Genomic DNA, 24,190 nt, shown 5'->3' on the forward strand with positions numbered 1-24,190 from the left:
TACTTTCGCCAAAAGAATACTCTTGAACTCATTACCCTAAGGTAAATCGTTCGGCACTTGATTTAAGTGTTTGAGAACTCAATTATTTATTTTTCGCGCTAATGCTATTAACAATAAATAACTTACAAATAAGATATTTACTGTCCCTTTCACATTAACACTATCAGCTTTCCAAATTTTTAAAGAACAAACATCACCGTAAAGGCGTGTTTCTCGCTCTAACAAGAACAAGTTATCTGTGTGAACACTCAACAAACATTAAGTTAGTCGTATAGGTAAGGAGGTGATCCAGCCCCAGGTTCCCCTAGGGCTACCTTGTTACGACTTCACCCCAGTCATGAACCACACCGTGGTAAACGCCCTCCCCGAAGGGTTAAGCTATCTACTTCTGGTGCAGCCCACTCCCATGGTGTGACGGGCGGTGTGTACAAGGCCCGGGAACGTATTCACCGTAGCATTCTGATCTACGATTACTAGCGATTCCGACTTCACGGAGTCGAGTTGCAGACTCCGATCCGGACTACGACCGGCTTTGTGGGATTAGCTTGACCTCGCGGCGTTGCGACCCTCTGTACCGACCATTGTAGCACGTGTGTAGCCCTACTCGTAAGGGCCATGATGACTTGACGTCGTCCCCACCTTCCTCCGGTTTATCACCGGCAGTCTCCCTAAAGTTCCCGACATAACTCGCTGGCAAATAAGGATAAGGGTTGCGCTCGTTGCGGGACTTAACCCAACATTTCACAACACGAGCTGACGACAGCCATGCAGCACCTGTCTCACAGTTCCCGAAGGCACCAAGCTATCTCTAGCGAGTTCTGTGGATGTCAAGAGTAGGTAAGGTTCTTCGCGTTGCATCGAATTAAACCACATGCTCCACCGCTTGTGCGGGCCCCCGTCAATTCATTTGAGTTTTAACCTTGCGGCCGTACTCCCCAGGCGGTCTACTTAATGCGTTAGCTTGGGAGCCCAGTAACTAAGTTACCAAACTCCGAGTAGACATCGTTTACGGCGTGGACTACCAGGGTATCTAATCCTGTTTGCTCCCCACGCTTTCGTACATGAGCGTCAGTCTTTGTCCAGGGGGCCGCCTTCGCCACCGGTATTCCTTCAGATCTCTACGCATTTCACCGCTACACCTGAAATTCTACCCCCCTCTACAAGACTCTAGTCTGTCAGTTCCAAATGCAATTCCCAGGTTGAGCCCGGGGCTTTCACATCTGGCTTAACAGACCGCCTGCGTACGCTTTACGCCCAGTAATTCCGATTAACGCTTGCACCCTCGTATTACCGCGGCTGCTGGCACGAAGTTAGCCGGTGCTTCTTCTGCGAGTAACGTCACAGCTGTCGTTTATTAAACGACAACCTTTCCTCCTCGCTGAAAGTGCTTTACAACCCGAAGGCCTTCTTCACACACGCGGCATGGCTGCATCAGGCTTTCGCCCATTGTGCAATATTCCCCACTGCTGCCTCCGTAGGAGTCTGGACCGTGTCTCAGTTCCAGTGTGGCTGATCATCCTCTCAGACCAGCTAGGGATCGTCGCCTAGGTGAGCCATTACCTCACCTACTAGCTAATCCCACCTAGACTCATCTAATCGCGAAAGGCGCTCTCGAAAGTGCGTCCCCTCCTTTCCCCCGTAGGGCGTATGCGGTATTAGCAGTCGTTTCCAACTGTTATCCCCCACGACTAGGCAGATATCTAGGCATTACTCACCCGTCCGCCGCTCGACAGCAAAAGTAGCAAGCTACTCTCCTGTTTCCGCTCGACTTGCATGTGTTAGGCCTGCCGCCAGCGTTCAATCTGAGCCATGATCAAACTCTTCAATTAAAGTTTTTTGTTCTACTCCGTTAGAAGTAAAACGGCTCAACGAATTATACTGTTTTTCACAAACCCGAAGATTCATGAAGTTCACATATTATTGCTCCGTAACCTCATTTTCCCGAAAGAAGTTGAAGTCCGTTGCTATGGTCACTCAGTGGTTCATTGAGTAAATTTTTGATTGCCTCAAAAGAGACAATTTCGAATAACTCAACACCTGTGAGTGCCCACACAGATTTCTTGTTTTGAATTGTTAAAGAGCTTCACACTAGTGTGTGACCGTTGACGCTAGGTCGCGGGTTTCTTACTAACTTCCCAAGACGTATCGTCTTGGCTAGGGAGGCGTATTCTACACTCTCCAGTGTCGGCGTCAAGCGCTTATTTTAACAAGTTTTCGAGTGGTGATTTCTTAAGCAGAAGTCAAACTCGAAGCCCGTAAAGCGGTTGTCACCTGAATCAAATCCCCGAAGAGTTTTAACTCTCACTCTTCGTTAAAAGAGTGAACTGATCACGCTGCAAGTCCCGTGCTATCTAGTTTTTCGACTATTGCTAATCTCAAGTCACTAGCTTAGTCGGCCTGCTGTGCCGTGTCAGTGGATGCGTATTATAGGGATATCGGAGAAGAGCACAAGAGCTTTTATTGATAAAATAACGTTTATTGAATCAAACGTACAGTTATCAATCAAGACGTACATTTATAGTGCTAAAACCGAGTTTTAGGTACAAAAAAGGGGCTTGCGCCCCTTTCATTTATCAATACTATTTATAAATTTCTATCGTTTATCAATAAAACCTTGGATAAGCTCAGCAGCCTGCTTGTCATCCCAATCAACAAAGGTTCGTACAAACGCAATAAGCTCACCATCTCTATTCAAGATAAAAGTAGCCGGAATAGTATCGAGGGGAAATACTTCACTCAGATTTTGAGTTTCATCATAATATGAATTAAAGGTTCCCATTCCTAATTCCTTAAGAAAAGGTTCTACTTTTGTCTTCCCTTCCAGATCAATTGATATAGGCAAAACTGCAAATTCCTGCTTATCAAATTTCTCTGATAAACGTGAAATCGCAGGAAGCTCACGCACACATGGAGGACACCAGGTCGCCCACATGTTCACCATAAGAATTTTGCCCTTGTATTGACTAAAGTCTACAGCTTCGCCTTGAGTATTCTTAAATGGAACTACTGCGATAGGAAAAGGTTGAGGCAATATGCTTATCAAACCAACATTAGTTTGACCTTCACCCTCAGCTTGTTTCTGCATACCTGGGTATGCAGAAACAGAACTAATAGACAAACATGTCAGCACTAGCAATGAAACCTTCAGTAAACTAGCCATTAGTTTCATTTACTGTCTCGCTTAAGTAGTTTGTCTAGCTCTTTTTGCTCTTCTACGCTTATCTCTTGATCATCGAGTTCTGTGATACGTTGTTTACGTATAAAGATGAACCCAACTAATAGACCAAATATTAGCAAAGCAACTGGTCCTAGCCATAATGCGAATGTCTTAGCTTCCATTCTTGGCTTATAAAGAACAAATTCACCATAACGGCTAGTCATAAACTCAATGACTTCATCATCATCTTTACCAGCATCAACCATCTGATATACCTCAAGACGAAGATCTTGAGCTACTGGTGAATTTGAGTCAATCAGGTTCTGATTTTGGCATTGAGGACAACGTAACGAATGCGCTAATTCTAGTGCTCGCTTCTGATTATCCACTGACTTAAATTCATAAGTATCTACTGGGGTCGCAAACACCCCAGAGATCATGACAAGTGATAATAGAACGACACTTGAAAGTTGAGCCATATATTTAATCATGAAGCACCATCCAATTTAGCGGCTGCCTGAAGCTCTTTAATCATAGGTAACAAGGTTTCATTCCAGATATTTTGATCGATAGGTCCCGCATAGCGGTAACGAATAATTCCGTTATGATCGATTAAATAACTTTCCGGTGCACCATATACACCAAGATCTAAACCTAAACGACCATCATGATCGAAGATATTCTTAGTGTAAGGATCGCCTTCACGATTTAACTCACGTATTGCCATCGCACGTTCATCACGATAGTTAATACCATAAATAGGCAATATGCCTTGGCGTGCAAAACGCATAAGGTAGGGATGCTCATATTTACATGACGGGCACCAAGTTGCCCATACATTCAATAGAGATACCTTACCCTTTAAAGTTTCATTGGTAATGATTTCACTTCGGTCCTCTAGACGCTCAAGTTGGAAAGCCGGAACAGGCTTTCCTTCTAGTGCAGAATCTAGCTTTTGAGGATTAAGGAAGAGTCCCTTGTAAAGAAACACTCCCATCACCAAAAATAGTACCAATGGAATAAATAGTACTAGCCTCTTCTTCATACTTGCCCCAATTCAAGTTAAGCCGTAGCCAATTTTGCTTTCTCAGCATCAGACTTTGATGCATCTGTTACTTTCTTAGTACGGTAGCGTTTATCCGATGCAGCAAAGAATCCACCCACCATCATAAAGATACTGCCGAACCATAACCAACGGACGAATGGTTTGTAGTTCAAGCGCACTGCAAATTCTGTTCGACTAATCGGATCACCCATGGTGACATAAAGATCTCTGAATAAGCCCCAATCGATACCTGCCTCTGTCATGTCCATAGTACGGACATTGTATTGGCGTCTATCAGGTTTTAATAAAGTGACGAATTCACCCTCTTTTGTTACTTCGATCTGTCCCTGTTGAGCCGTATAGTTTGGTCCAACAACATTCTTAGTTTCAATATAGTTAAAGGTATATCCAGCAAGTTCTTGTTGAATACCAGGGCCCATACGAACACTCTTTTCAATTGAGTAGTTCGAAACCATGGTGCCACCAACAACTGAAACGGCGATACCTAAATGGGCGATGATCATACCTAACTGACTACGATTAATGCGAACTAGGCTTAGTGAGCCATCTTTCGCCTTCATCATGTCATAACCAGCGCGCAACGTAGCTAACGTAACCCACACAGCAGCTGTAATACCTAGCATTACCCAGATGTTGAACTTACCATCAGCCATGAAAGGCGCAGCAGTACCTACAATCAATGCTATAAAAGCAGGAACAACAAGCTTAGCTTTTAAAGCACCAGGCTTAGATTTCTTCCAGCGAATATTCGGACCAAGCCCCATAAAGGCAAATAGGACCAGAATAATTGGTACAAACACAGCGTTGAAATATGGAGGTCCAACAGAGATCTTACCCATGCCTAATGCATCGATAAGTAGCGGATACAGCGTCCCTAACAGAACGGTACCACATGCTACTGTCAATAAGATATTACATACTAACAGCATGGTCTCACGAGACTTAAGCTCAAAACGTGCTGGACTTTTCATCTCACTAGCGCGGAATGCAAACAAGGTGAGTGAACCACCGACTGCAAGTCCCAATAGCAAGAGAATAAACATACCTCGGCTTGGATCTGCTGCAAATGAGTGAACTGAAGTCAGTACACCAGAGCGAACAATAAAGGTACCTAGCAAACTTAATGAGAATGCAAAGATTGATAACAATACGGTCCAGTTACGAAAAGCTGCACGCTTCTCGGTCACGATCACTGAGTGTAAAAGTGCTGTTCCTATCAACCAAGGCATAAATGATGCATTTTCTACCGGATCCCAGAACCACCAACCGCCCCAACCAAGCTCATAATAAGCCCACCAAGAACCGAGTGAGATACCACCGGTGAGAAATACCCAAGCTGCAAGTGTCCAAGGACGACTCCATCGAGCCCAAGCTGAATCTAGACGTCCGCCCATCAAAGCCGAAATAGCAAATGCAAAACTAACGGCGAAACCAACGTAACCTAAGTAAAGCATCGGAGGATGGAAAATAAGTCCAACATCCTGAAGCATAGGGTTAAGATCACGTCCCTCCATTGGCGTTGGAAACAAACGTTCAAACGGGCTGGAAGTTAAAATCATAAACAGTGAGAAGCCAATAATAATAAGGGCTAACACGGACAACACTCTTGCAATAAAGACCTCTTCAATGCCTTTACTGAAATAAGCCACTGCTGCAGTCCATCCCGAAAGAGCAAAAACCCAGAACAATAATGAGCCTTCGTGTCCGCCCCATACTGCTGCAATCTTAAAGAAGATAGGTAACTGAGAGTTTGAGTGATGAGCTACATAAGCAATTGAGAAGTCATCTATGGCGAAACTGTAACCTAACACAATAACAGATAAGAAAATAAAGAAGAACATGCCATAACTTAATGGCCAAGCGTAACGTACTAAATATTGGTCTTTACGTACAACACCAATTAAAGGAACGCTAGCCAATAGAAAGGCAAATGCCACTCCTATTATAAGCGAAAGGTGTCCTAATTCAGGGATCATGGGTTTTCCTCAGTCCTATTAATGAATTGAATGAACAAACGTAATTCAATGCATATGAGTTTGTAACTTACACCATTCAAGGTACAAATTTTGTGTCATTTTAGTATTTGCTGTTGTATCTGTCTGCTTCTTTCGAGCAAATATGGGTGACTAGTCTCATTTCGTCGTTAACAAAAGTCACCGTTATCGTTATAAAAAGCAGACGATTTTAAGTTCTGACCCTTACTTGAAACTTAAGGTTCAATCAATTTTTATAAATAAAAACGAACTGTGAACCAGTGCTCAACTATCACCTTTTACTAAAGATAAGTCCCTATATTACTGTTCAATGAATAATCTTTCCGTATAATCCTATTCATATTCCCGCGGTATACCCGCTTTATTCTAACTAATTGTAAAAGAGAAATAATGACCACTCTCTGGATTTTTATTGCGCTTTTCTTATTAGTCAGCCTAGTGCTGATTTGGTTTCCTCATTTTCAACAGCAAAAGATGCTACAAGCGGAAGAAGCTGGGGTGCGTAAACAAACAAACCTAGAACTGTTTCACAATCGTCTTGAGACGTTAGAGAAAGAACTCGAAGATGAGCAGGTTGATCAAGCTGAATTTGATGCACTAAAAAAAGAACTAGAGATCAGCTTACTTCAAGACATGAAGCAAGGTAGTGATGAGTCTTTAGTGACAGATTTGAAGCCTAAAGGTTTGCTATGGCCGATTGTCATGTCTGTTGCTGTACTGGGTATTTCCGGATATTTTTACTCAACTTTAGGTGCCTACGCTAACCTAGATCAAGCTGAACAGGTGAGTGCTCGTGCTGGAATGACTTCTGAGCAGATCATGCAACAACGCCTACAGATGATGGAAAACCAGGCTGAAGCAGAACCTGAGAATAGTCAACTCCTGTTCAGTCTAGGTCATAGCTATATCTCTGCTAACCGTTATAACGATGCTATCAATACATTTGATAAGGCCATGGTTTTAGTTGGTGTTCAAGCTGAGTTACTCGGACCAAAAGCAACAGCTATGTACTACAAGGCAAATCAACAGATGACACCAGCGGTTCAAGCCGTTGTTGATAAATCTCTCTCGCTAGATCCAGAGGATCCATCAACGCTGCTATTGGTTGGCATGAATGCTTTCTTTACTGCGGAATATCAAACAGCCATAAACTCTTGGCAGATTATTCTCGATAGTGAACGTAAGGATGTCGATCGTAGCGCCATCATCAACGCTATTGATAGCGCAAAGATGAGGCTCCAGACGGAAACAGGTAAAATGCCTAATGATGCAGCACATGCTCAAGTTAAAGGTGTCACTAAGACCGTTAATGTAGAAGTATCCGTATCTCCAGAACTACTTGAAGAAGTTGGTAGCTCAGATATGTTGTTCATCTTCGCTCGTAATACTGAAGGCCCTAAAGTACCATTAGCGGCAATTAAAATTTCTGCGAAATCACTACCTACGACTATTACACTCGATGACAGCACATCCATGGGTGGTGACGTAAAACTCAGTGGCGCTAAAGAAGTTGAGATTATTGCAGTGCTTTCTAAACACGGTACAGTAAAGCCTCAAACAGGCGATCTACAGGGTTATCTTGCTGCGGTTAAAGTCGGTGCTACTGCTCAGCTCATTATCGATAAGCAAGTTGAATAATAGACTCGCTTGTTACTAACCAATTAAAGCCAGCCAAAGCTGGCTTTTTTATCACTCACATTCAAACTCCAGACATAAAAAAACCGGCTATATGCCGGCTCTTCTGCTCTCAAAGAGAGCGACAACAAAATTACTTAGACATGTAGTCAATAGCGTTTTTGTAATCTTCATCTGTACAATCGGTACACATGCCACCTGGTGGCATAGCGCCTTTACCCGTTTTTACAGTAGATACTAATGTATCTAGCCCTAGAGCTAAGCGAGGGGCCCAAGCAGCAGCGTCATGTGCTTTTGGAGCGCCTGCGACACCCATGCTGTGGCATACTTGACATGCCTTATCATAGACAGCCTTACCATCTTGTGCTGATACACTTGCAGACAAAGTCAGTACAGCTACGGCAGTCATTGCTAACAGTTTTTTCATGTTCGATGTTCCTAATGCAAATTCGTACAAAGCTCAACGCTGCCTTTTTCCTCAAAATAATGAGTAAGGCAGACTATTATTTTAGCTTTTTAAGGATACAACAAACTCGCATCAATCGCACCTTTTATGATTTTAATCAAAGCATGAACACAAAAGGTACAACAGAAATAAATTATTCATTACTATATTAGTAAAATTTGAAAAAGTTCCATCTGTTTTGTTAAAAGGTTTCATTTTTTGGAAGCATATCAAATTGCTGACACTAAAAGTCAACCATTACTAAACCCATAAAAGGGTTTGTGATAATATCGCTCATGTTAAATATCGGCTTAATACAGAGGATTCTGTGGTAGAAAAGAACAGTTCAAAAGCCCTGCTCTCAGCCAATCAATTAACTTGTATTCGTGAAGAACGAATTCTTTTTGATGAGCTCAGTTTTGAGATAACCGCAGGGGAAATCGTACAAATTGAAGGCCCGAATGGATCAGGTAAGACTAGCCTACTGCGTATCTTAGCTGGTTTATCACGCCCTTATGCCGGCGATGTTCATTATCAAGGTGAGAATATCATACGAGCCAGAGATGAGTTTAATGATGACCTACTCTACCTAGGACACTTAGCTGGTGTTAAAAATGAGTTAACCGCAGAAGAAAACCTCAACTTCAATTTAAGGATTAGTGGTTACGATGAGTTCGATACTAGAGATATTTTAGCCAAAGTTAATTTAGCAGGCTTTGAAGAGGCGCTTGCAGGTCATCTTTCAGCCGGACAACATAGACGTACAGCATTAGCTAGGCTTTGGCACACTAACTGTAAAATATGGCTTCTTGACGAACCTTTCACTGCTATCGATAAGAAAGGTGTCGAAGAGTTAGAACATCTATTTATCGCCCACGCAAAACGTGGTGGCTGTGTTGTACTAACCACACATCAAGATATGGGAATTATCGGTGACGATATACTCCGTAAAATAAGTCTTGAATATCGCTTTGTATAAGGCTGCACTATGAAAAAAGGTATCAGTTTCAGACAAGCATTTTTCACACTGTTAAAGCGTGATTTACAAATAGCGATCCGCCATAAAGGGGATATTTTTAACCCGCTACTGTTTTTTATCTTAGTGGTAACTTTGTTCCCACTGGGTATCGGCCCTGAGCCGCAAGTACTATCAAGAGTCGCCCCTGGCGTGATCTGGGTTGCCGCTTTACTCGCTTCTATGCTGTCATTGGAGCGATTATTTAAAGCTGATTATACCGATGGCAGTTTAGAGCAGATGTTATTAAGCCCTCAACCACTGCCCTTAATGGTATTGGCTAAAGTTTTAGCACATTGGATTCTAACGGGTGTGCCACTCATTTTAGTGGCACCTTTACTAGCGGTATTGCTGCATTTAGATAACAACAGCTACGGAGCACTGATTGCAACGTTAGCATTAGGCACACCTGTGTTAAGCCTATTAGGCGCCATAGGCGTAGCATTGACAGTAGGGTTACATAAAGGCGGAGTATTATTAAGCCTATTGATTTTACCTTTATATATTCCAGTGCTTATTTTTGCTACAACAGCAATCGATGCAGCTGGTTTAAATTTACCTTATAGCGGTCATCTCGCAATTATTGGTGCGATGTTGGTCGGTTCATTAGTCTTGGCACCTTTTGCAATAGGTGCGTCATTAAGAGTGAGTACTAACTAAAATGTGGAAATGGCTACATAGTTACGCGGATCCAGAACGCGCTTATAATCTATCAGGAAAACTGCTCCCATGGTTTGCCATGCTCGCCACAGCCTTAGTAGGTATAGGTTCTGTATGGGGGTTGGCTTTTGCACCTACCGATTACCAACAAGGTGATAGCTATCGAATCATCTTTATCCATGTTCCAGCCGCATCAATGTCTATGGCTGCGTATATGGCTATGGCAACCTCTGCATTCATCGGTCTCGTCTGGCAAATAAAATCTGCTGACTGGGCTGCGGCAGCAATAGCCCCTATTGGCGCTGTGATCACCTTTATAGCATTAATCACAGGGGCTACCTGGGGTAAGCCTATGTGGGGAACATGGTGGGTATGGGATGCTCGCCTTACTGCTGAATTGGTACTTTTATTTCTCTATCTTGGTGTTATTGCACTCTACGCTTCTTTTGAGGACAAGGTACTAGCCGCACGCGCAGCAGGCATACTGGCGATAGTGGGTGTTATCAACATTCCAATCATCAAGTATTCAGTCGAATGGTGGAGCTCTTTGCACCAACCTTCAACAATCAGGATTACTGAAAAATCAACCATGCCTACTGAGATGTTATATCCTTTACTGATCAACATTGCAGGTTTCGGACTCATGATAGGCGCAATTACACTTATACGTTTCCGCAGTGAAATATTGGCACGTAATGGTATGCGACCATGGGTTCGGGAACTAGCTAAAGCAGAAGGTGTCAAATAATGCAGTTCGATTCGTTAGCAGATTTTTTCAATATGGGTGGCTACGCATTTTATGTATGGTTGGCATATGGTGTAACATTTTTTTCATTAGGTATCTTAATCGTATCGAGCTTACGTCAAAAGCGAAAAGTTTTGACTGTTATAGCTAAAAAGATGCAGCGTGAAGACCGTTTAAAAGCAAACCGGAGTAATTAATAGTGAACCCTAGACGTAAAAAGAGACTAGCTCTTGCAACAGCTTTGATTGGCGGTGTTGCCGCTATCGCATCACTTTTATTGTATGCACTAAATTCAAACCTCAACCTTTTTTATACTCCAACAGAGATTGTACAGGGTAAAAAAGATACTGGCGTTAAGCCTGAAGTCGGCCAACGTATCCGCGTTGGTGGAATGGTCACAGTGGGCTCAATGATCAGAGATCCAGAGAGCTTACATGTAGAATTTGCCGTTCATGACTCACTTGGTGGTGAGGTCATAGTAACTTATGATGACTTATTACCAGACCTATTCCGTGAAGGACAAGGCATTGTTGCGCAGGGTGTACTAGTAGAAGGTGGAAAATTACAAGCTACTGAAGTACTCGCTAAACATGATGAAAACTACATGCCTCCTGAAGTTGCTGAAGCTATGGGACAAACCCATGAGAAGTTAGATTACAAAACAGAGCAGAAAAGCGGATACTAGATTCTATCCCCACTAAAGGCCTCATATATGAGGCCTTTTTTACACTTAAAATTCGTAACGTTTCTATTCTACCTGACCTCAAGCCCACCCCTCCACAACTCCTAACCCAACATTATCGCCATTGTACTAAAGCAGCTAACAGCTCAGCTTTTATCATTAATGAGTGATAATCAAGAGTGAAAACGGTCAGAATGTTAAGCACTAAAGATGATAACCACGATTTTCTTTTAAGAATATACAACGACTGCCGCAGACACGCTTTACTTGTCACGCTAACGTGCTTAGAAGAACGATAACGAGCTTCAATGGCCGTTAAAGTTAACTACGATTGAAAATCGCTAGGTAGATGCTGTAAGGAAGTGTGAGTCATATTCTTCGACAATAGGCGCTGATGGGACACAGGATCACAGAAATGTACTAGAGCGATGGAAAGGATATGTAAGAAAGGGTCACCAAGTCGATAAAGGCTTATTGCAGTTCGAGCAGCCAATACAAAATATTGACCACTACCAATAATAGGCAACTTAGATCACCCCCACAAGCCAATTGCAGGATAACAGGCTGGCAGTAAAGTCCGCACACAATAATCCATACCTATTTCAACCCTTCAATAATATTCATTCCACTGAATAAGTGATCAATTCAGAACCACTTAGATTTTTCAATTCAAGGCGCATAGATGAAGGAATAGTTATCCCCTTTTTAGTCAATGAAAAGTAGAAGTGGAGTACCTGATAGGCGGCTGATGTTCAAAGCAAATGGAAAAGTCTTTTATGCTACGTTAGAAACTTTCGATATACGACTGCATGGACTATTTGGTTCCACACAAAATGAGACATTTCCTCCCTCACAGGAGATCAAATGCAGAAGATAGTGTAAAGCACGACTGAATAGATTCAGGAGGTAGAGTAACGCAGGAGCAGTTACCGAGAATGCCAAAGCCGAAAATAACTATTAGCTTCAAGCATCCGCAAGTCACATGGATGTTGGTAAAATAATAATATCGAAATTAGTCAGAATGACAAATTCGAGACATAAAAAAGCCGGGCTATTGCCCGGCTTTTTACAACGAAAACCTTAATTACTCAGCAGAGTCATCAGCTTCAACAGCTTCAGCATCTTCTGGGCGACCAACTAGTTCAATATACGCCATAGGCGCTTTATCACCAGTACGTAGACCGCACTTAAGGATACGGGTATATCCACCAGGACGTTCCTGGTAGCGTGGACCCAATTCATTGAATAACTTACCGACGACTTCAGCGTCGCGAGTACGTGCAAATACCAAACGGCGATTTGCAACGCTATCACTCTTAGCAAGTGTTATTAGAGGTTCAACTACGCGACGCAATTCTTTCGCTTTAGCAACAGTAGTCTTGATCACTTCGTGACGGACTATTGAGCATGCCATGTTACGAAACATAGCTTGACGATGACTGCTGTTACGGTTCAGTTGACGACCACTCTTACGATGGCGCATGACTAATCCTTATTACCTAATTCTGTACAGATCTGGACTTAAAGGTCGTCTGCTAAACTAGCTGGAGGCCAGTTTTCAAGACGCATACCTAACGACAGTCCGCGAGACGCTAAAACATCCTTAATTTCAGTAAGAGATTTCTTACCTAAGTTAGGAGTCTTAAGCAGCTCAACTTCAGTACGTTGTACCAGATCACCGATATAATGAATCGCTTCAGCCTTCAAACAGTTAGCTGAACGTACAGTTAGCTCTAAATCGTCGACAGGACGTAGCAAAATCGGATCGAACTCCGGCTTCTCTTCTTTCAACTCTGGCTCAGTAACATCACGAAGCTCTACAAACGCATCTAACTGTTCAGCTAAAATAGTTGCAGAACGACGAATTGCTTCCTCAGGATCAATAGTACCGTTTGTGGTCATATCAATAACGAGTTTATCTAAGTCAGTACGCTGTTCGACACGTGCAGCTTCTACATTGTAGGCTATACGAGCGACAGGTGAGAAAGATGCATCGACCAACAAGCGACCGATAGGGCGATCATCGTCTTCAGTTTGTGCACGGGCTGATGCCGGTACATAACCACGACCACGCTCTACACGAATACGCATGCTGATATCATTATTACCTGTCAAATGACAAATAACATGATCAGGATTCATAATGGTAACATCACCATCATGCGTGATATCTGCTGCAGTAACAGGGCCTGCGCCTGACTTACTTAATGTAAGCATAGCTTCGTCTTTTCCTTCGATCACAACAGCTAAACCTTTAAGGTTTAGTAAGATCTCAAGAACATCCTCTTGTACGCCTTCCTTGCTACTGTATTCATGCAGTACACCATCGATCTCTACTTCGGTTACCGCGCAGCCTGGCATTGACGACAATAGGATACGACGCAACGCGTTGCCTAAAGTGTGACCGAAACCACGTTCAAGCGGCTCGAGTGTAACTCTAGCACGTGTTGGATTAACCTGCTCGATATCAACGAGACGCGGTCTAAGAAATTCTGTAACAGAACCCTGCATTGTGTCCTCTCTTTTGTATTAACTTTACTTAGAGTAAAGTTCGACGATGAGCTGTTCGTTAATTTCCGCAGATAAATCACTACGCTCTGGTAGACGCTTGAAAGCACCTTCCATCTTAGTGTTATCAACTTCAACCCATGTTGGCTTTTCGCGTTGAGAAGAAACTTCTAAAGCTGCAACGATACGCGCTTGCTTCTTAGACTTCTCACGAATGCTAATTACATCATTCGCAGACACTTTGAATGATGGAATGTTAACAACGTTGCCATTTACCATAATCGACTTGTGACTAACAAGCTGACGTGATTCAGCGCGAGTAGCACCGAAACCCATACGGTATACAACGTTATCAAGACGGGTTTCTAAAAGAGTAAGTAGGTTTTCACCAGTGTTACCTTTAGCACGTGCAGCGTCTTTGTAGTAGTTACGGAATTGCTTTTCAAGCACACCATAAGTACGACGAACTTTTTGCTTCTCGCGTAGCTGAACACCATACTCAGACAAACGGGTCTTACGAGCGCCGTGTTGTCCAGGTGCAGTATCAAGCTTACACTTCGAATCGATTGCTCTCACGCCGCTTTTTAGGAAAAGGTCTGTACCTTCTCTGCGGCTGAGCTTGAGCTTTGGACCCAAGTATCTTGCCATGTTCTTTCTCCAACTATCCTATTAAAAACGACGAGTTATACGCGACGTTTCTTAGGAGGACGACAACCATTATGAGGGATAGGCGTCACATCGGTAATATTGGTTATTTTATAACCAACCGAATTCAGTGCTCGAATCGCTGATTCACGCCCTGGACCTGGACCCTTTACAAAAACTTCAAGGTTTTTAACACCGTAGTCCTGAGCAGCAGTACCTGCACGCTCAGCAGCAACCTGTGCAGCAAAAGGAGTAGATTTACGTGAACCACGGAAACCTGAACCACCTGAAGTTGCCCAAGATAGTGCATTACCTTGACGATCAGTAATGGTAATAATTGTGTTGTTGAAAGACGCGTGAATATGCGCCATACCATCAGCAACCTGTTTACGTACACGCTTACGCGGAGAACGTGACGGAACTTTAGCCATTTCGGTTTACCCCGTTACTTTCTGATTGGTTTACGTGGACCTTTACGCGTACGCGCATTGGTCTTAGTACGTTGCCCACGAAGAGGCAGGCTACGACGGTGACGTATTCCACGGTAACAACCAAGGTCCATAAGACGCTTGATGTTCATGGAAACTTCACGACGCAAATCACCTTCTACAGTGTATTCGGCAACTGCTTCGCGTAGTGTATCAATTTGAGCTTCGCTCAATTCCTTGATCTTAGCGTCTTCAGCAATAGTAGTAGCCACGCAGATTGCTCTAGCGCGAGTACGGCCTATACCGAAGATTCCAGTCAATGCGATGACTGTATGCTTATGATCAGGAATGTTAATGCCAGCGATACGGGCCACTATGCACTCCTAAATAGTTAATGGTTATCTGTGAAAAGCCCGGTAGGATACTCGACAGATAACAGTTTTGCAAATAAATTTTGTTCAGCCCGAACAGGGCTGAACAAATGTTTTTAGCCTTGACGCTGTTTGTGTTTAGGTTCAACACAAATCACACGTACAACGCCACTACGTTTGACGATCTTGCAATTACGGCAGATCTTCTTCACGGAAGCTCGAACTTTCATTTCATCACTCCGAGAAAACTGACTTAGCGACCAAAGCGATCTAAATTCGCTTTGTTAACTAGATTAGCTTTCTTCATTACAGATTCATATTGATGAGACATCATATGAGTCTGAACTTGAGCCATGAAGTCCATGATTACGACTACCATAATAAGTAGTGAAGTACCGCCAAAATAGAACTGTACTTTCCACGTAATTAACATGAACTCCGGAATTAAACAGATAAAGGTAATGTACAATGCGCCTGCTAATGTCAAGCGAGTCATAACCTTATCAATGTAACGCGAAGTCTGTTCTCCAGGACGAATCCCGGGAATAAACGCACCACTCTTCTTCAAGTTATCTGCCGTTTCACGTGGGTTAAACACCAACGCAGTATAGAAGAAACAGAAAAAGATGATTGCTGACGCATACAATAATGAATAGAGCGGTTGTCCTGGTGACACAGCAAGTGAAAAATCACTCAACCATGATAAAGACTCATTCTGACCAAACCACTGTGCAAGTGTACCTGGAAACAAAATGATGCTCGACGCAAAAATTGGTGGTATTACACCAGCCATATTTATCTTCAGTGGTAAATGTGTACTTTGCGCGGCAAACACCTTACGGCCTTGCTGACGCTTAGCATAGTTAACGACGATACGACGTTGACCACGTTCCACAAATACGACGAAATAAGTTACAGCAAATACAATAACCGCAATCAACAACAGTACGAGTACGTTCAAGTCACCTTGACGCGCCTGCTCGGCCGTTTGGCCAATAGCAGATGGTAGGCCAGCAACAATACCTGCGAAAATTAATATCGAGATACCGTTTCCTATGCCTCGCTCGGTTATCTGTTCGCCTAGCCACATTAGGAACATAGTTCCTGTCACTAAACTCACAACTGCAACGAAGTAAAAACCAAATCCAAGATTTACTACTAAGCCTGGAACTAAGTTAGGTAGACCTGTTGCGATACCGATTGCCTGGAATGTACCCAGGACCAATGTGCCGTATCGAGTATATTGACTGATTTTCTTACGTCCAGATTCACCTTCCTTTTTAAGTTCGGCGAGTGCTGGATGCACAACAGTCAATAACTGCATGATAATCGATGCCGAAATATACGGCATAATTCCCAATGCAAAGATAGAAGCACGTTCAAGGGCACCACCAGAGAACATGTTAAACATGCCTAGGATGGTCCCCTTCTGCTGATTGAACAGCTCTGCTAATACAGCAGCGTCAATACCAGGAATTGGTACAAACGAACCGGCTCTAAAGACGATAATCGCACCAATCACGAACAGGAGGCGAGTCTTCAGTTCAGAAAATCCACCTTTCGCGCTTTTTGAATCAAGTCCTGGTTTTGCCATCGACGTATTATTCCTCGATCTTTCCGCCGGCAGCTTCAATAGCTGCACGTGCACCTTTGGTTACCTTTAGACCTTTGACAGTCACAGGGCGCTCAATGGTACCTGAAAGAACGATTTTAGCAAACTGTATGTTGCGAGTAATAAGATTCGCATCTTTCAGTGTACTCAAATCGACAACATCACCGTTAACTTTAGCTAATTCGCTTATACGGATTTCGGCTGATACCAACGCTTTACGCGAGGTAAAACCAAACTTAGGCAAACGAATCTTAAGTGGCATTTGACCACCTTCGAAACCGACGCGAACGCCGCCGCCAGAACGAGACTTCTGACCTTTGTGACCGCGGCCACAAGTTTTACCAGTGCCTGAACCGATACCGCGACCTACACGCTTAGCTGCTGATTTAGCACCTGCAGCAGGTGATAGAGTATTTAGACGCATCTTATACTTCCTCCACCGAAACCATGTAGTAAACCTTGTTAATCATACCGCGAATAGAAGGAGTATCTTCAACTTCAACAGTATGGTTAATACGGCGTAGACCTAGACCTAAAAGAGACGCACGGTGCTTTGGTAAGCGGCCGATTGAACTTTTATTCTGAGTTACTTTAATTGTTTTAGTAGCCATGGTGCATTAACCTCGAATTTCATTAACATTCAGGCCACGCTTAGCTGCGATTTGTGATGGTGACTTCATGTGCACCAACGCATCTACAGTTGCGCGAACGATGTTAATCGGGTTAGTAGAACCGTATGCTTTTGACAGAACGTTATGAACGCCTGCTACTTCCAATACGGCACGCATTGCGCCACCGGCAATAATACCGGTACCGTCTGATGCTGGCTGCATGTAAACACGCGAACCAGTATGACGGCCCTTTACAGGGTGGTGCAGAGTACCATTGTTCAATTCAACAGAAACGATGTTACGACGAGCCTTTTCCATCGCTTTCTGAATTGCTGCTGGTACTTCACGCGCTTTACCATAGCCAAAGCCAACTTTACCATTACCATCACCGACTACAGTTAGTGCAGTGAAGCTAAAGATACGTCCGCCTTTAACTACTTTTGAAACACGATTCACTGCAACTAATTTCTCTTGCAGATCATCTTTTTGTTGTTGAGCTTCGAATTTAGCCATTTTCATCATTCCTTAGAACTTGAGGCCAGCTTCACGAGCGGCGTCTGCTAATGCAGCTACACGTCCATGATACTTGAAACCGGAACGATCGAATGCAACTACAGTAACACCTTTTTCGATAGCACGTTCAGCAACGGTTTTACCCACTACTTTAGCTGCATCAACATTACCAGTGTACTTTAATTGCTCAGTTACCGATTTCTCAGCAGTCGAAGCTGACGCCAATACCTGTGAATCAGGACTAATGACCTGAGCATAGGTGTGACGTGGTGTACGATGTACAACCAGACGGTTAACGCCCAGCTCTTGGATCTTCTTACGGGCGCGTAATGCGCGGCGTAAGCGAGATGTTTTCTTATCCATATCGCGTTACCTACTTCTTCTTAGCCTCTTTACGACGTACTTGTTCGTCAGCATAACGTACACCCTTACCTTTGTAAGGCTCTGGTGGACGGTATCCGCGAATCTCAGCTGCGACTTGCCCAACAAGCTGCTTATCAGTACCAGAAAGTACGATTTCAGTTTGTGAAGGACAAACAGCTGTTACGCCGTTAGGGAGTTCATGTACTAGTGGGTGAGAGAAACCTAATGTTAAATCGATACCTTTACCAGCGATTTTCGCACGGTAACCAACACCAACTAACTGTAGTTTTTTCTCAAAACCAGCTGTTACACCAACAACCATATTGTTGATTAAAGCTCGAGCAGTACCAGCTTGAGCGGCAGTTTTCACGCCTTCAATTGGACTACACTTAATTTCATTGTTTTCAACAACAATAGAAACTTCAGCGTTTATTACTCGAGTCAAACTACCTTTAGTACCTTTTACGGTGATAGTTTGTTCGTTTAAAGTCACTTCTACGCCTGCAGGAATAGCGACTGGTGCTTTTGCGACACGAGACATTGCTTGCTCCTTTTACGCTACGTAGCAGATAACTTCCCCGCCCATGCCATTTTGGCGGGCAGTACGATCAGTCATCAAACCTTTAGAAGTGGACACAATTGCGACACCCAAACCGCCCATCACACGTGGTAGTTCGTCTTTACCTTTGTAAATACGAAGACCAGGACGGCTAACGCGCTGGATAGTCTCAACGACTGGCTGACCTTGAAAATACTTTAAGGTAATTTCAAGAACAGGCTTGGCTTCATCTGCTACGGCGTAGTCAGTAATATAACCTTCTTCTTTAAGCGTTTGCGCGATGGCAACTTTTAGCTTAGCAGAAGGCATAGATACTGTTACGTGGTTAGCAGCTTGGCCATTACGAATACGGGTTAACATATCCGCTATAGGATCTTGCATGCTCATATAAGCTTACTCCGTGACAAGTGTTTACCAGCTGGCTTTACGTAGGCCAGGAACTTCACCGCGCATTGTTGCTTCACGTAGTTTAATACGGCTAAGGCCGAATTTACGTAAGTAACCATGTGGGCGACCTGTTTGACTACAACGATTGCGCTGACGCGCTGCGCTAGAGTCACGTGGTAGACCTTGTAACTTAAGAACTGCATCCCAACGATCTTCATCAGAAGTGGTTGGACTGCTAATGATAGCCTTAAGAGCTAGACGCTTTTCAGCGAACTTAGCCACGAGCTTGGCACGTTTTGCTTCACGTGCTTTCATTGAAGTTTTTGCCATTACGCTACCCTTATTTCTTGAATGGGAAGTTAAAGCCTTCGAGCAGAGCTCGGCCTTCTTCATCATTCTTCGCAGAAGTAGTGATCACAATATCCATACCGCGGATCTTATCGATTTTATCGTATTGGATCTCTGGAAAGATAATCTGCTCACGTACGCCCATTGCGTAGTTACCACGGCCGTCGAACGATTTAACGCTCAAACCACGGAAGTCACGAATACGCGGGATTGCGATATCAACTAAACGCTCTAAGAATTCCCACATACGCTCACCGCGCAATGTAACCTTACAGCCTATCGGGTAGCCTTCACGGATTTTAAAACCAGCCACTGACTTACGAGCTACAGTCACTACTGGCTTTTGACCAGCGATAGCAGTCATGTCACGAAGCGCATGCTCCATAACTTTCTTATCTGCTACTGCTTCGCCAACACCCATGTTTAGGGTGATTTTCTCAATCCGAGGGACTTGCATGACACTGGTAAAACCAAACTTCTTTAGAAGTTCAGGGCTAACAGTCTCTTGATATTTATCATGCAGTTTCGCCATCGTTTACTCCAATTACTTAACGAGTTCACTGTTCGATTTAAAGAAACGGACTTTTTGACCGTCTTCAAATCGGAAACCAACGCGATCAGCTTTGCCTGTGGCAGAGTTGAAAAGCGCTACGTTTGATGCTTGTATCGGTGCTTCTTGTTCAATAATACCGCCAGCTACGCCCAATTGAGGGTTTGGCTTCTGGTGTTTCTTGACAAGATTAATGCCTTCAACAATTAACTTACCAGTAGGAAGAACCTGAGAAACTTTTGCACGTTTCCCTTTATCTTTACCTGCTAATACGATTACTTCGTCTTCACGACGGATTTTAGCTGCCATTTAATGCTCCTTTACAGTACTTCAGGGGCCAGAGAAACAATTTTCATAAACTGTTCTGTACGCAATTCACGCGTCACTGGGCCAAAAATACGAGTACCAATCGGTGCATTGTTTGCGTTAAGCAAAACAGCTGCGTTCCGATCGAAGCGAATGACAGAACCGTCTGGACGACGAACGCCTTTCTTAGTACGAACTACAACCGCGCTATAAACATCACCTTTCTTCGCTTTACCGCGAGGAATAGCTTCTTTAACAGAAACCTTAATGATATCGCCGATACCGGCATAACGACGGTGAGATCCACCTAAGACCTTAATACACTGAACTCTACGAGCGCCACTGTTACAGGCCACATCTAGAGTAGATTGCATCTGGATCATTGTAAATGCTCCGCTAACGTTACTTCACACCCCTAAATTGAGGCTACTATTTGACCTAATTTCGACAATAACTTAGTCAAAATTGGCGCGCAAGTATAACACCCGTTTTTAGGAATAGATAGTGTTTAAATAAAAACGGCTCCGAGGTAGGAGCCGTTTCGGTAAAAACTTAATAAAATTAAGCTTTATTGATTACTTCAACCAGAGTCCAAGACTTAGTCTTAGACAGCGGACGGCATTCGCGAATAGTCACGAGATCGCCAGCATTACACTGATTTTGTTCGTCATGTGCATGGATCTTAGTAGTGCGCTTAAGGTACTTCCCGTATAAAGGATGTTTAACCTTACGCTCAATAGCTACAGTGATAGACTTGTCCATCTTGTTGCTAAGTACACGACCCTGCAAAGTACGGATATTATCAGACATTATGCACCCGCCTTAGAAGTAATAATGGTCTTAACGCGCGCAATATTACGACGCACGATTTTAAGCTGATGAGTTTGAGTCAACTGACCAGTGGCGTGTTGCATACGCAGATTAAACTGCTCACGCAGCAGACCAAGCAGTTCAGCGTTCAATTCTTCAACGCTCTTTTCTGTTAGTTCGCTCGCTTTCATTACATCACCGTCTTAGTTACAAAGGTAGTCTTAAGAGGTAGTTTGGCAGAAGCAAGGGCGAAAGCTTCACGAGCTAACTCCTCTGATACACCATCCATCTCATAAAGCATCTTACCTGGTTGAATCTGGCAAACCCAGTATTCAACGTTACCCTTACCTTTACCCATACGCACTTCAAGAGGCTTAGAGGTAATTGGCTTATCAGGGAAAACGCGGATCCAGATTTGACCTTGACGTTTAATGTGACGTGTCATTGCACGACGCGCAGCTTCAATCTGACGCGCAGTCAAACGACCACGACCAACAGCTTTCAGACCGAAATCACCGAAGCTAACTTCAGTGCCGTTCGCTAGACCACGGTTGCGGCCTTTGAACATTTTGCGAAACTTAGTTCGTTTTGGTTGCAGCATTGCCAGCTCTCCTATTTACCGCGAGGCTTACGCTTCGGCTGCTGTTTCGGCTCTTCATGCACAGGTAGCACGCCGTCTAGAACTTCACCTTTGAAGACCCAAACTTTGACGCCAATCACACCGTATTGAGTGTGACTTTCTGCAGTAGAATAGTCGATATCAGCACGCAGAGTATGCAAAGGTACACGACCTTCACGATACCACTCAGAACGCGCAATCTCAGCACCGCCTAGACGGCCGCCAACTTGAACCTTGATACCTTTAGCACCAAGACGCATTGCATTTTGTACTGCGCGCTTCATAGCACGACGGAACATAACACGACGCTCTAGCTGCGAAGCGATGCCTTCGGCAACAAGCTTTGCATCTAGCTCAGGCTTACGGATCTCAGCAATGTTAATTTGAGCTGGAAGACCAGTTAACTTAGCAACTGCGTTGCGTAGCTTCTCAACGTCTTCGCCTTTCTTACCAATCACAACACCTGGACGGGCAGTGTGAATAGTAACGCGAATACTCTTAGCTGGACGCTCGATAACAATCTTAGAGACTGAAGCTTGCTTAAGGTTCTTTTCAAGAAACTTACGCACTTCACTGTCACTAGTTAAGTTATTGGCATAGTCTGACTTGTCAGCGTACCAGGTCGAGATCCAAGGCTTAGTGATACCCAGACGGATACCATTAGGATGTACTTTCTGTCCCATTGCTAACTCCTAGCGATCTGATACAACCACAGTAATGTGGCTGGTACGCTTAATTATACGATCAGCACGGCCTTTGGCACGTGGCATGATACGCTTCATAGTTGGACCTTCATCGATCATAATGGCTCCAACTCTTAACTCGTCAATGTCAGCACCTTCATTGTGCTCAGCATTGGCGATTGCAGAGTCCAGTACTTTTTTAACAAGTACTGCAGCTTTCTTAGGGCTGAAAGTTAATATTTCGAGAGCCTTAGCAACAGGCAGTCCACGGATTTGATCTGCAACCAAACGACACTTCTGAGGCGACGTACGGGCAAAACGATGTTTAGCTAAAACTTCCATCTTATTCCTCCCGTATTAACGCTTCTTCGCTTTCTTATCTGCAGCATGGCCGCGATAAGTGCGCGTTGGTGAAAACTCACCAAGCTTGTGGCCGATCATTTCGTCAGTTACGAACACAGGTACGTGCTGACGACCATTATGGACAGCGATGGTCAACCCAATCATATTAGGGATGATCATAGAGCGACGAGACCAAGTCTTAATAGGCTTCTTGTCTCCCGCTTCCATCGCTTTCTCTACCTTCTTCAGCAAGTGTAGGTCAATGAATGGACCTTTCTTGAGAGAACGTGGCATGGCGAATCCTCTTACTTTTTATTGCGACGACGTACAATGTACTGGTCGGTGCGTTTGTTACTACGAGTCTTATAACCCTTAGTTGGGACACCCCATGGAGATACTGGATGACGGCCACCCGAAGTACGGCCTTCACCACCACCATGTGGATGGTCTACTGGGTTCATTGCAACACCACGTACTGTAGGGCGTATGCCTCTCCAGCGATTAGCACCTGCTTTACCTAACTGGCGTAGCATATGCTCGGCGTTACCAACTTCGCCCATTGTCGCGCGGCAATCAACCGGTACTTTACGCATTTCGCCAGAGCGAAGACGTAGAGTAGCGTATTCGCCATCACGAGCAACAACTTGCACATAAGTACCTGCTGAACGAGCGATTTGAGCACCTTTACCAGGCTTCATTTCAACTGCGTGTACAACACTACCTACTGGGATGTTGCGTAATGGCAAAGCGTTACCCACTTTGATTTCAGCATCGATACCAGACTGGATCTTATCACCAGCTTTCATGCCTTTTGCAGCAAGAATATAACGACGCTCACCATCAGCATACAAAACAAGTGCGATGTTAGCTGTGCGGTTTGGATCATATTCCAAACGCTCAACTTTTGCAGGAATACCGTCTTTGATTCGTTTAAAATCCATAATACGGTAATGCTGCTTGTGTCCACCACCTATGTGACGAACAGTGATACGACCAGTATTGTTACGGCCACCACTTTTTGACTTCTTAGCCAACAGCCCAGCAAAAGGTTTACCCTTATGCAGGTCAGTATTCACCACTTTAACAACGTGACGACGACCAGCAGAAGTTGGCTTACACTTAATAATTGCCATGAT

General features: G+C 43.9%; 35 protein-coding genes and 1 rRNA gene. 6 read left to right on the top strand and 30 right to left on the bottom strand.

The window, feature by feature from the left end; translation table 11 throughout:
* Positions 1-276: 276 nt before the first annotated feature.
* From HWQ47_RS26090 to HWQ47_RS26110, 5 genes are all read right to left on the bottom strand, one after another.
* Positions 277-1,829: ribosomal RNA gene (locus HWQ47_RS26090) — 16S ribosomal RNA — on the bottom strand.
* 764 nt (positions 1,830-2,593) lie between these two features.
* On the bottom strand, positions 2,594-3,169 hold the full coding sequence (locus HWQ47_RS26095; RefSeq protein WP_269968856.1) for a TlpA disulfide reductase family protein: 576 nt from the start codon (positions 3,167-3,169) through the stop codon (positions 2,594-2,596).
* Positions 3,166-3,636 (bottom strand): heme lyase NrfEFG subunit NrfF, encoded by a 471-nt coding sequence (gene nrfF, locus HWQ47_RS26100; protein WP_442802113.1) that lies wholly within the window; start codon positions 3,634-3,636, stop codon positions 3,166-3,168. The genes HWQ47_RS26095 and nrfF overlap by 4 nt, the downstream gene beginning before the upstream one ends.
* A gap of 8 nt (positions 3,637-3,644) precedes the next feature.
* Complete coding sequence (locus HWQ47_RS26105; protein WP_269968858.1) at positions 3,645-4,202, bottom strand: DsbE family thiol:disulfide interchange protein; 558 nt, start codon at positions 4,200-4,202, stop codon at positions 3,645-3,647.
* 17 nt (positions 4,203-4,219) lie between these two features.
* Positions 4,220-6,199, bottom strand: a complete 1,980-nt coding sequence (locus tag HWQ47_RS26110; protein ID WP_269968859.1) for a heme lyase CcmF/NrfE family subunit — start codon at positions 6,197-6,199, stop codon at positions 4,220-4,222.
* Positions 6,200-6,607: 408 nt separating this feature from the next.
* Here HWQ47_RS26110 and ccmI point away from each other — a divergent pair, with 408 nt between their 5' ends.
* Complete coding sequence (gene ccmI, locus HWQ47_RS26115; protein WP_269968860.1) at positions 6,608-7,855, top strand: c-type cytochrome biogenesis protein CcmI; 1,248 nt, start codon at positions 6,608-6,610, stop codon at positions 7,853-7,855.
* 130 nt (positions 7,856-7,985) lie between these two features.
* Here the strand turns inward: ccmI and HWQ47_RS26120 are convergent, their stop codons facing one another.
* Positions 7,986-8,279, bottom strand: coding sequence for a c-type cytochrome (locus HWQ47_RS26120; protein ID WP_269968861.1), 294 nt, complete (start codon positions 8,277-8,279; stop codon positions 7,986-7,988).
* Positions 8,280-8,625: 346 nt separating this feature from the next.
* Here HWQ47_RS26120 and ccmA point away from each other — a divergent pair, with 346 nt between their 5' ends.
* The 5 genes from ccmA to ccmE are packed head-to-tail and all read left to right on the top strand — an operon-like array spanning position 8,626 to position 11,402.
* Positions 8,626-9,276, top strand: a complete 651-nt coding sequence (gene ccmA, locus HWQ47_RS26125) for a cytochrome c biogenesis heme-transporting ATPase CcmA (RefSeq protein WP_269968862.1) — start codon at positions 8,626-8,628, stop codon at positions 9,274-9,276.
* A 9-nt stretch (positions 9,277-9,285) separates the two neighbouring features.
* Positions 9,286-9,972, top strand: a complete 687-nt coding sequence (gene ccmB / locus HWQ47_RS26130) for a heme exporter protein CcmB (protein WP_269968863.1) — start codon at positions 9,286-9,288, stop codon at positions 9,970-9,972.
* A gap of 1 nt (position 9,973) precedes the next feature.
* Positions 9,974-10,720, top strand: coding sequence for a heme ABC transporter permease CcmC (gene ccmC / locus HWQ47_RS26135; RefSeq protein ID WP_269968864.1), 747 nt, complete (start codon positions 9,974-9,976; stop codon positions 10,718-10,720).
* Complete coding sequence (gene ccmD / locus HWQ47_RS26140; protein ID WP_269968865.1) at positions 10,720-10,914, top strand: heme exporter protein CcmD; 195 nt, start codon at positions 10,720-10,722, stop codon at positions 10,912-10,914. The genes ccmC and ccmD overlap by 1 nt, the downstream gene beginning before the upstream one ends.
* Positions 10,915-10,916: 2 nt before the next feature.
* On the top strand, positions 10,917-11,402 hold the full coding sequence (ccmE, locus tag HWQ47_RS26145; protein ID WP_269968866.1) for a cytochrome c maturation protein CcmE: 486 nt from the start codon (positions 10,917-10,919) through the stop codon (positions 11,400-11,402).
* Between the two features lie 1,081 nt (positions 11,403-12,483).
* On the opposite strand, the gene rplQ is transcribed toward ccmE, so the two are convergent.
* The 24 genes from rplQ to rplB form a co-directional block, all read right to left on the bottom strand.
* The gene (gene rplQ / locus HWQ47_RS26150; protein WP_144042369.1) at positions 12,484-12,882 is read right to left on the bottom strand and encodes a 50S ribosomal protein L17; all 399 of its coding nucleotides are present in this window, start codon (positions 12,880-12,882) and stop codon (positions 12,484-12,486) included.
* A gap of 38 nt (positions 12,883-12,920) precedes the next feature.
* Entirely contained in the window at positions 12,921-13,910 is a 990-nt protein-coding gene (locus HWQ47_RS26155) for a DNA-directed RNA polymerase subunit alpha (RefSeq protein ID WP_269968867.1), read from the bottom strand.
* A 24-nt stretch (positions 13,911-13,934) separates the two neighbouring features.
* Positions 13,935-14,555: a 30S ribosomal protein S4 gene (rpsD, locus tag HWQ47_RS26160; protein ID WP_269968868.1), complete on the bottom strand. Its 621-nt coding sequence runs from the start codon at positions 14,553-14,555 to the stop codon at positions 13,935-13,937.
* Between the two features lie 35 nt (positions 14,556-14,590).
* Complete coding sequence (rpsK, locus tag HWQ47_RS26165; protein WP_012153476.1) at positions 14,591-14,983, bottom strand: 30S ribosomal protein S11; 393 nt, start codon at positions 14,981-14,983, stop codon at positions 14,591-14,593.
* Between the two features lie 14 nt (positions 14,984-14,997).
* Positions 14,998-15,354, bottom strand: a complete 357-nt coding sequence (rpsM, locus tag HWQ47_RS26170; RefSeq protein WP_269968869.1) for a 30S ribosomal protein S13 — start codon at positions 15,352-15,354, stop codon at positions 14,998-15,000.
* Between the two features lie 113 nt (positions 15,355-15,467).
* Positions 15,468-15,581, bottom strand: a complete 114-nt coding sequence (gene rpmJ / locus HWQ47_RS26175) for a 50S ribosomal protein L36 (RefSeq protein ID WP_006083579.1) — start codon at positions 15,579-15,581, stop codon at positions 15,468-15,470.
* A gap of 23 nt (positions 15,582-15,604) precedes the next feature.
* Complete coding sequence (secY, locus tag HWQ47_RS26180; protein ID WP_269968870.1) at positions 15,605-16,945, bottom strand: preprotein translocase subunit SecY; 1,341 nt, start codon at positions 16,943-16,945, stop codon at positions 15,605-15,607.
* Between the two features lie 7 nt (positions 16,946-16,952).
* Positions 16,953-17,387, bottom strand: coding sequence for a 50S ribosomal protein L15 (rplO, locus tag HWQ47_RS26185; protein WP_269968871.1), 435 nt, complete (start codon positions 17,385-17,387; stop codon positions 16,953-16,955).
* Between the two features lies 1 nt (position 17,388).
* A complete protein-coding gene (rpmD, locus tag HWQ47_RS26190) occupies positions 17,389-17,574 on the bottom strand; it encodes a 50S ribosomal protein L30 (protein WP_269968872.1) in 186 nt (61 codons plus the stop codon).
* Positions 17,575-17,580: 6 nt separating this feature from the next.
* Positions 17,581-18,087, bottom strand: coding sequence for a 30S ribosomal protein S5 (gene rpsE, locus HWQ47_RS26195; protein WP_144042375.1), 507 nt, complete (start codon positions 18,085-18,087; stop codon positions 17,581-17,583).
* Between the two features lie 12 nt (positions 18,088-18,099).
* Entirely contained in the window at positions 18,100-18,450 is a 351-nt protein-coding gene (gene rplR, locus HWQ47_RS26200) for a 50S ribosomal protein L18 (protein ID WP_144042376.1), read from the bottom strand.
* Between the two features lie 10 nt (positions 18,451-18,460).
* A complete protein-coding gene (gene rplF / locus HWQ47_RS26205) occupies positions 18,461-18,991 on the bottom strand; it encodes a 50S ribosomal protein L6 (protein ID WP_269968873.1) in 531 nt (176 codons plus the stop codon).
* Between the two features lie 12 nt (positions 18,992-19,003).
* On the bottom strand, positions 19,004-19,396 hold the full coding sequence (rpsH, locus tag HWQ47_RS26210) for a 30S ribosomal protein S8 (protein ID WP_269968874.1): 393 nt from the start codon (positions 19,394-19,396) through the stop codon (positions 19,004-19,006).
* A gap of 24 nt (positions 19,397-19,420) precedes the next feature.
* Positions 19,421-19,726 (bottom strand): 30S ribosomal protein S14, encoded by a 306-nt coding sequence (gene rpsN / locus HWQ47_RS26215; protein WP_269968875.1) that lies wholly within the window; start codon positions 19,724-19,726, stop codon positions 19,421-19,423.
* A 10-nt stretch (positions 19,727-19,736) separates the two neighbouring features.
* Entirely contained in the window at positions 19,737-20,276 is a 540-nt protein-coding gene (gene rplE, locus HWQ47_RS26220; protein WP_269968876.1) for a 50S ribosomal protein L5, read from the bottom strand.
* Between the two features lie 12 nt (positions 20,277-20,288).
* On the bottom strand, positions 20,289-20,603 hold the full coding sequence (gene rplX, locus HWQ47_RS26225) for a 50S ribosomal protein L24 (protein WP_144042381.1): 315 nt from the start codon (positions 20,601-20,603) through the stop codon (positions 20,289-20,291).
* Positions 20,604-20,614: 11 nt separating this feature from the next.
* On the bottom strand, positions 20,615-20,983 hold the full coding sequence (rplN, locus tag HWQ47_RS26230) for a 50S ribosomal protein L14 (protein WP_012327253.1): 369 nt from the start codon (positions 20,981-20,983) through the stop codon (positions 20,615-20,617).
* Positions 20,984-21,161: 178 nt separating this feature from the next.
* Positions 21,162-21,410 (bottom strand): 30S ribosomal protein S17, encoded by a 249-nt coding sequence (gene rpsQ / locus HWQ47_RS26235; protein WP_269968877.1) that lies wholly within the window; start codon positions 21,408-21,410, stop codon positions 21,162-21,164.
* Complete coding sequence (gene rpmC, locus HWQ47_RS26240) at positions 21,410-21,601, bottom strand: 50S ribosomal protein L29 (protein ID WP_012144642.1); 192 nt, start codon at positions 21,599-21,601, stop codon at positions 21,410-21,412. The genes rpsQ and rpmC overlap by 1 nt, the downstream gene beginning before the upstream one ends.
* Positions 21,601-22,011: a 50S ribosomal protein L16 gene (gene rplP, locus HWQ47_RS26245; protein WP_269968878.1), complete on the bottom strand. Its 411-nt coding sequence runs from the start codon at positions 22,009-22,011 to the stop codon at positions 21,601-21,603. Before rplP ends, rpmC begins: the two co-directional genes overlap by 1 nt.
* An 11-nt stretch (positions 22,012-22,022) precedes the next feature.
* Positions 22,023-22,712: a 30S ribosomal protein S3 gene (gene rpsC, locus HWQ47_RS26250; protein WP_144042385.1), complete on the bottom strand. Its 690-nt coding sequence runs from the start codon at positions 22,710-22,712 to the stop codon at positions 22,023-22,025.
* 9 nt (positions 22,713-22,721) lie between these two features.
* Positions 22,722-23,054 carry a 50S ribosomal protein L22 gene (gene rplV / locus HWQ47_RS26255; protein WP_012144645.1) on the bottom strand — a complete coding sequence of 111 codons (333 nt, stop codon included), beginning with the start codon at positions 23,052-23,054 and terminating at the stop codon, positions 22,722-22,724.
* Between the two features lie 15 nt (positions 23,055-23,069).
* Positions 23,070-23,348, bottom strand: a complete 279-nt coding sequence (gene rpsS / locus HWQ47_RS26260) for a 30S ribosomal protein S19 (protein WP_006083596.1) — start codon at positions 23,346-23,348, stop codon at positions 23,070-23,072.
* Between the two features lie 11 nt (positions 23,349-23,359).
* On the bottom strand, positions 23,360-24,187 hold the full coding sequence (gene rplB, locus HWQ47_RS26265) for a 50S ribosomal protein L2 (RefSeq protein WP_269968879.1): 828 nt from the start codon (positions 24,185-24,187) through the stop codon (positions 23,360-23,362).
* Between the last annotated feature and the right edge of the window lie 3 nt (positions 24,188-24,190).

Origin of the sequence: Shewanella sp. MTB7 (assembly GCF_027571385.1) — a bacterium.
Taxonomy (GTDB): domain Bacteria; phylum Pseudomonadota; class Gammaproteobacteria; order Enterobacterales; family Shewanellaceae; genus Shewanella.

Excerpts from the sequence above, each read along its gene's own strand:
- HWQ47_RS26095 (WP_269968856.1), bottom strand. The coding sequence starts at position 3,169 with ATGAAACTAATGGCTAGTTTACTGAAGGTTTCATTGCTAGTGCTGACA.
- nrfF (WP_442802113.1), bottom strand. The coding sequence starts at position 3,636 with ATGGCTCAACTTTCAAGTGTCGTTCTATTATCACTTGTCATGATCTCT.
- HWQ47_RS26105 (WP_269968858.1), bottom strand. The coding sequence starts at position 4,202 with ATGAAGAAGAGGCTAGTACTATTTATTCCATTGGTACTATTTTTGGTG.
- HWQ47_RS26110 (WP_269968859.1), bottom strand. The coding sequence starts at position 6,199 with ATGATCCCTGAATTAGGACACCTTTCGCTTATAATAGGAGTGGCATTT.
- ccmI (WP_269968860.1), top strand. The coding sequence starts at position 6,608 with ATGACCACTCTCTGGATTTTTATTGCGCTTTTCTTATTAGTCAGCCTA.
- HWQ47_RS26120 (WP_269968861.1), bottom strand. The coding sequence starts at position 8,279 with ATGAAAAAACTGTTAGCAATGACTGCCGTAGCTGTACTGACTTTGTCT.
- ccmB (WP_269968863.1), top strand. The coding sequence starts at position 9,286 with ATGAAAAAAGGTATCAGTTTCAGACAAGCATTTTTCACACTGTTAAAG.
- ccmC (WP_269968864.1), top strand. The coding sequence starts at position 9,974 with ATGTGGAAATGGCTACATAGTTACGCGGATCCAGAACGCGCTTATAAT.
- ccmD (WP_269968865.1), top strand. The coding sequence starts at position 10,720 with ATGCAGTTCGATTCGTTAGCAGATTTTTTCAATATGGGTGGCTACGCA.
- rplQ (WP_144042369.1), bottom strand. The coding sequence starts at position 12,882 with ATGCGCCATCGTAAGAGTGGTCGTCAACTGAACCGTAACAGCAGTCAT.
- HWQ47_RS26155 (WP_269968867.1), bottom strand. The coding sequence starts at position 13,910 with ATGCAGGGTTCTGTTACAGAATTTCTTAGACCGCGTCTCGTTGATATC.
- rpsD (WP_269968868.1), bottom strand. The coding sequence starts at position 14,555 with ATGGCAAGATACTTGGGTCCAAAGCTCAAGCTCAGCCGCAGAGAAGGT.
- rpsK (WP_012153476.1), bottom strand. The coding sequence starts at position 14,983 with ATGGCTAAAGTTCCGTCACGTTCTCCGCGTAAGCGTGTACGTAAACAG.
- rpmJ (WP_006083579.1), bottom strand. The coding sequence starts at position 15,581 with ATGAAAGTTCGAGCTTCCGTGAAGAAGATCTGCCGTAATTGCAAGATC.
- secY (WP_269968870.1), bottom strand. The coding sequence starts at position 16,945 with ATGGCAAAACCAGGACTTGATTCAAAAAGCGCGAAAGGTGGATTTTCT.
- rplO (WP_269968871.1), bottom strand. The coding sequence starts at position 17,387 with ATGCGTCTAAATACTCTATCACCTGCTGCAGGTGCTAAATCAGCAGCT.
- rpmD (WP_269968872.1), bottom strand. The coding sequence starts at position 17,574 with ATGGCTACTAAAACAATTAAAGTAACTCAGAATAAAAGTTCAATCGGC.
- rpsE (WP_144042375.1), bottom strand. The coding sequence starts at position 18,087 with ATGGCTAAATTCGAAGCTCAACAACAAAAAGATGATCTGCAAGAGAAA.
- rplR (WP_144042376.1), bottom strand. The coding sequence starts at position 18,450 with ATGGATAAGAAAACATCTCGCTTACGCCGCGCATTACGCGCCCGTAAG.
- rplF (WP_269968873.1), bottom strand. The coding sequence starts at position 18,991 with ATGTCTCGTGTCGCAAAAGCACCAGTCGCTATTCCTGCAGGCGTAGAA.
- rpsH (WP_269968874.1), bottom strand. The coding sequence starts at position 19,396 with ATGAGCATGCAAGATCCTATAGCGGATATGTTAACCCGTATTCGTAAT.
- rpsN (WP_269968875.1), bottom strand. The coding sequence starts at position 19,726 with ATGGCAAAAACTTCAATGAAAGCACGTGAAGCAAAACGTGCCAAGCTC.
- rplE (WP_269968876.1), bottom strand. The coding sequence starts at position 20,276 with ATGGCGAAACTGCATGATAAATATCAAGAGACTGTTAGCCCTGAACTT.
- rplX (WP_144042381.1), bottom strand. The coding sequence starts at position 20,603 with ATGGCAGCTAAAATCCGTCGTGAAGACGAAGTAATCGTATTAGCAGGT.
- rplN (WP_012327253.1), bottom strand. The coding sequence starts at position 20,983 with ATGATCCAGATGCAATCTACTCTAGATGTGGCCTGTAACAGTGGCGCT.
- rpsQ (WP_269968877.1), bottom strand. The coding sequence starts at position 21,410 with ATGTCTGATAATATCCGTACTTTGCAGGGTCGTGTACTTAGCAACAAG.
- rpmC (WP_012144642.1), bottom strand. The coding sequence starts at position 21,601 with ATGAAAGCGAGCGAACTAACAGAAAAGAGCGTTGAAGAATTGAACGCT.
- rplP (WP_269968878.1), bottom strand. The coding sequence starts at position 22,011 with ATGCTGCAACCAAAACGAACTAAGTTTCGCAAAATGTTCAAAGGCCGC.
- rpsC (WP_144042385.1), bottom strand. The coding sequence starts at position 22,712 with ATGGGACAGAAAGTACATCCTAATGGTATCCGTCTGGGTATCACTAAG.
- rplV (WP_012144645.1), bottom strand. The coding sequence starts at position 23,054 with ATGGAAGTTTTAGCTAAACATCGTTTTGCCCGTACGTCGCCTCAGAAG.
- rpsS (WP_006083596.1), bottom strand. The coding sequence starts at position 23,348 with ATGCCACGTTCTCTCAAGAAAGGTCCATTCATTGACCTACACTTGCTG.
- rplB (WP_269968879.1), bottom strand. The coding sequence starts at position 24,187 with ATGGCAATTATTAAGTGTAAGCCAACTTCTGCTGGTCGTCGTCACGTT.